Origin of the sequence: Syntrophomonas sp., from assembly GCF_028707975.1 — a bacterium.
In the GTDB taxonomy this organism is placed as follows: domain Bacteria; phylum Bacillota; class Syntrophomonadia; order Syntrophomonadales; family Syntrophomonadaceae; genus Syntrophomonas.
Window position 1 is genome coordinate 30,559 of sequence record NZ_JAQVZX010000018.1, and the last position, 3,793, is coordinate 34,351.

General features: G+C 46.0%; 4 protein-coding genes and 1 pseudogene. All 5 read right to left on the reverse strand.

Annotated features, from left to right (window positions below; genetic code table 11):
- Positions 1-122: 122 nt before the first annotated feature.
- The gene (locus tag PHP87_RS04360) at positions 123-965 is read right to left on the reverse strand and encodes a ParB/RepB/Spo0J family partition protein (protein WP_299918843.1); all 843 of its coding nucleotides are present in this window, start codon (positions 963-965) and stop codon (positions 123-125) included.
- Positions 937-1,719 (reverse strand): ParA family protein, encoded by a 783-nt coding sequence (locus tag PHP87_RS04365; RefSeq protein ID WP_299918851.1) that lies wholly within the window; start codon positions 1,717-1,719, stop codon positions 937-939. Before PHP87_RS04365 ends, PHP87_RS04360 begins: the two co-directional genes overlap by 29 nt.
- Before the next feature lie 107 nt (positions 1,720-1,826).
- Positions 1,827-2,681: a nucleoid occlusion protein gene (gene noc / locus PHP87_RS04370; RefSeq protein WP_299918854.1), complete on the reverse strand. Its 855-nt coding sequence runs from the start codon at positions 2,679-2,681 to the stop codon at positions 1,827-1,829.
- Positions 2,682-2,693: 12 nt separating this feature from the next.
- Positions 2,694-3,338, reverse strand: coding sequence for a 16S rRNA (guanine(527)-N(7))-methyltransferase RsmG (gene rsmG / locus PHP87_RS04375; protein ID WP_299918856.1), 645 nt, complete (start codon positions 3,336-3,338; stop codon positions 2,694-2,696).
- A gap of 9 nt (positions 3,339-3,347) precedes the next feature.
- Positions 3,348-3,793, reverse strand: a pseudogene (locus tag PHP87_RS04380) (tRNA uridine-5-carboxymethylaminomethyl(34) synthesis enzyme MnmG); the annotation flags it as partial.

Genomic DNA, 3,793 nt, shown 5'->3' on the forward strand with positions numbered 1-3,793 from the left:
AGCAGAAGCAGCAGAAGCAGCAGAAGCAGCAGAAGCAGCAGAAGCAGAATGTTTCACGTGAAACATTCTGCTTCTTGTATTGAGAATTGCCGAATTTTTTATGTTTTAACCAACAGGTAATTTCAATCTAAGCCAATAAGTTCAACGATTCTGTCCAGATCCTCCAGGCTATAAAAACTAATCTCTATTGTTCCCCCCCTACCCTTCTTATGCACTTTCGCCCGGGTACTAAAAAAATTTTCCATTCTTTCTTCCAGCTCCGCAATTTCCGGGTCTCTTTTTTTTTCTGCTTTCCTTCTTTCTCTTCGCGCCTTAACCTTTTTTTCGGTTTCTCTGACCGAAATCCTCCCAGAAACAACCTCCTGTGCCGCTACGATCTGCTCTGCTGCGCTTTCCAAAGATAAAATGGCCCGGGCATGTCCTGCCGTTAGCTGCCGACTCTCCAGCATCCTTAATACCGGCTCAGGAAGGGCAAGAATTCTAACCATGTTTGCTACATGAGCCCGGCTCTTCCCAATTTTTTCAGCCAGTCTTTCCTGAGTATAGGCATAGTTTTCCATCATGTACCTATAGGCCATGGCCTCTTCCATGGCGGTCAGGTCATCTCTCTGTATATTCTCCACCAGGGATACTTCAGCAGCCTGAAGATCATCCATTTCCCTTACTAGAGCCGGAACCTGCTGTAAACCGGCAATTTTAGCCGCTCGCCAACGCCGCTCACCCGCTATCAGCTCAAAGCCATCCTGCCTCGGTCTAACAATGATCGGTTGCAGCAAACCATGCTCCTTGATTGAGTCTGCCAGTTCTATAAGGGACTCGTCGTCAAAACTCTTGCGCGGTTGCTCTTTGCGCAGTACAATCTCTTCCACCCCGATCTGTGCCACTTCCAGCCCCTCGTCAAAATTTAAATCGCTGGATAATAGCGCTTCCAGTCCTCTACCAAGGCCTCTTCCCTTTTTCTGCACGTTCCAACACCTCCATGGCCAGTTCCCGATATTCCTCGGCTCCTCTTGATCGCGGGTCATAAATAACCGCTGGCTGCCCATGACTGGGGGCTTCACTAAGCCTGACATTACGAGGAATAATGGTCTTGTATAATTCTTTAGGAAAATAGCGTTTAACTTCATCGACAACCTGTATGGCCAAATTGGTTCGTCCATCAAACATGGTCAAGGCTATTCCCTCAAGTTTCAAAGCTCTATTCAATCTTTTTCTTACTAATAAAATAGTATCCATAAGCTGGCTCAAGCCCTCCAGGGCATAGTACTCACATTGCAGCGGAATCAGAACCGAATTGCAGGCTGCCAGCGCATTTATTGTCAAGAGTCCCAACGATGGAGGACAATCCAGGAATATATAATCATAGGCCTCCCTAATGGGGGAAAGCGCCTTCTCCAGGTAACATTCCCGGTTCTCCCGTGCTGCCAGTTCCACCTCAGCTCCAGCCAGTTGAATGGTTGCCGGCATTATTTCCAATCCATCAACATCAGTCGCGGTAATTATCTCCTTGGCCGGCAGGCCTTCCACCAGCCAATTATAAACGCAGTTCTTCAGCCGCTTCCGGTTAACGCCCAGACCACTGCTGGCATTTCCCTGAGGATCACAATCTATAAGCAGCACCTTCTGGCCCACCATGGCAATACTAGCCGCCAGATTTACGGCGGTAGTTGTTTTGCCTACACCCCCTTTTTGATTTGCTATTGCAATAATCTTTGCCATTAACCTTGTCCACCTTTCCCAAGCTGCAATTCTTATTTCGCCTGTCTAAACTCTTATTCCTTCCCCAAAACAAAAAAAGCGGGTATTCCCGCTTCGAATTCCTTTTTTTATAGAGCTAATTGCTGATTTTTTTTGTGTTTTCCAATCCTTATGGTAATTTCATATTCACTGTCCACATCCTTTTCCACCATAACAATGTCAATGCCCGTCTGCCGCGCTCGTTTAACCGTTTCTCTGATGGTATTCAAAAAAATGCGAGCATCCCTTATTACCATGGAAACACTCTGCCCTTTGGGTCTGCTTCCTATTTCCTGGGGAATGTTATTGCGACTGACACCATCCACCAGTTCTTCCGTTTCCTTTACAGTTAGTTCTTTCTCGTAAATCTGTTTAACTACTTCCAATTGCATCTCCGCTGAATTCAATTTTAGTAAAGCTCTAGCATGTCTCTCACTTATACGTTCCGGTAGAATTAGGCTTCGCACCGAAAGGGGAAGTTTTAAAAGCCTAATCTTATTGGCAATAGCCGCCTGACTCTTCCCTATCTTTCGCGCCAGTTCCTCCTGGGTTAATCCAAAGCCATTAATTAGTTTGCTATATGCGTTAGCTTCCTCAAAATAATTCAATTCTCGTCTTTGCAGGTTTTCTATCAGGGAGACGGTGGCTACCTTTTCATCATCCATCTCTTGAATTATGGCCGGAATCTCTCTTATCCCCAACAGGCAACAGGCTCTAAATCTGCGTTCTCCCGCAATTATTTGAAAGCCCTCTTCCCGTGGTCGGACAATAATCGGTTGAATTATCCCATAAGCCTCAATCGACTGGGCAAGTTCCATCAGTTCCCTTTCATCGAAATCCTTACGGGGTTGAAAGGGGTTAGGGTAGAGTTTTTCCACCGGTATTCCTGTCACCTTCACCTCACTGCTTTTCCCCAGTAGTCTTTCCAGCTGTTTTAATACCATTGGTATCCCTCCCTATAAAGGCCGTTTGGCTGGAATCCCCACCCTCCTTGGGTATTTCTCGGGGGTAGGTTGCTCCTTTTCTACCACTACTATGGCCCTATCCCATTCCGACATCAAGCTATAAGCATAGTTGTCAACTACTCTTCCCCCCAGTATCTCCAGGGCGTTGGCTGCCTGCTCAATTTCCCGGGAATAATTCTTTCCTTTCCACAGTAAAAGCTTTCCGCCGATACGTAGCAAGGGTAGGCCATATTCCAGCACAACACTCATCGTGGCCAGAGCCCGACAGCTGCAAAAATCAAAGCCGCCGCGCAAATCGCTGCGCCCCACCGCCTCTATCCTCCTGCGCAGCACCTGGCAGTTCTTCATTCCACTGCGGCTGATGACCGCCTGTAAAAACTCGGTCTTTTTAAGATCTGATTCCAGCAGAAGAAACTCCCCCTCCGGACAAAAGATGGCTAATACCAGTCCAGGGAAGCCGGCACCGCTACCAATATCTACCACCCTGCCTCCTTTTAAATCCATAAACTTTAATAAACTGCGGCTATCCTCTATATGCTTATCCAATTCAACGGGCAGGCTCTTGCGACTTACCATATTATGCTTGGTATTCTCCTCTAAAAGCATTTCCTTAAAGACTTTTACTTTATATTCCACATCAACCTCTTATTTCCTTCTTTTCTTTTCCAAAAATATTAAAAGTACATTTATATCTGCCGGATTAACCCCGGCAATCCTTGAGGCCTGGCCTACCGAAGCTGGCAAAATCATGGATAATTTCTGCACTGCTTCCTTGGACAAACCGTAAACTTCATCATAATTAAGGTCAGGGGGTATTTGTTTGTTTTCCAGTTTTTCGAAACGCTTGACCTGTTCCTTTTGCTTTTCAATATAACCTTCGTATTTGGCCTGGATCTCCAATTGTTCCAGTATATCGGAATCATTATCGCGCAGCCACCCTATTTCTACATAATCTTGAATGCCAAGTTCCGGGCGCCGGAGTAATTCCCAGAGAGAAACCCGATCCCGTAGAGCTGTTGTGTTTTTATTAGACAAAAACTCCATCATCTCATTATCTCCTGGAGTAAATTGCCTGAATTTGAGTTCATTGC

Excerpts from the sequence above, each read along its gene's own strand:
- noc (WP_299918854.1), bottom strand. The coding sequence starts at position 2,681 with ATGGTATTAAAACAGCTGGAAAGACTACTGGGGAAAAGCAGTGAGGTG.
- PHP87_RS04365 (WP_299918851.1), bottom strand. The coding sequence starts at position 1,719 with ATGGCAAAGATTATTGCAATAGCAAATCAAAAAGGGGGTGTAGGCAAA.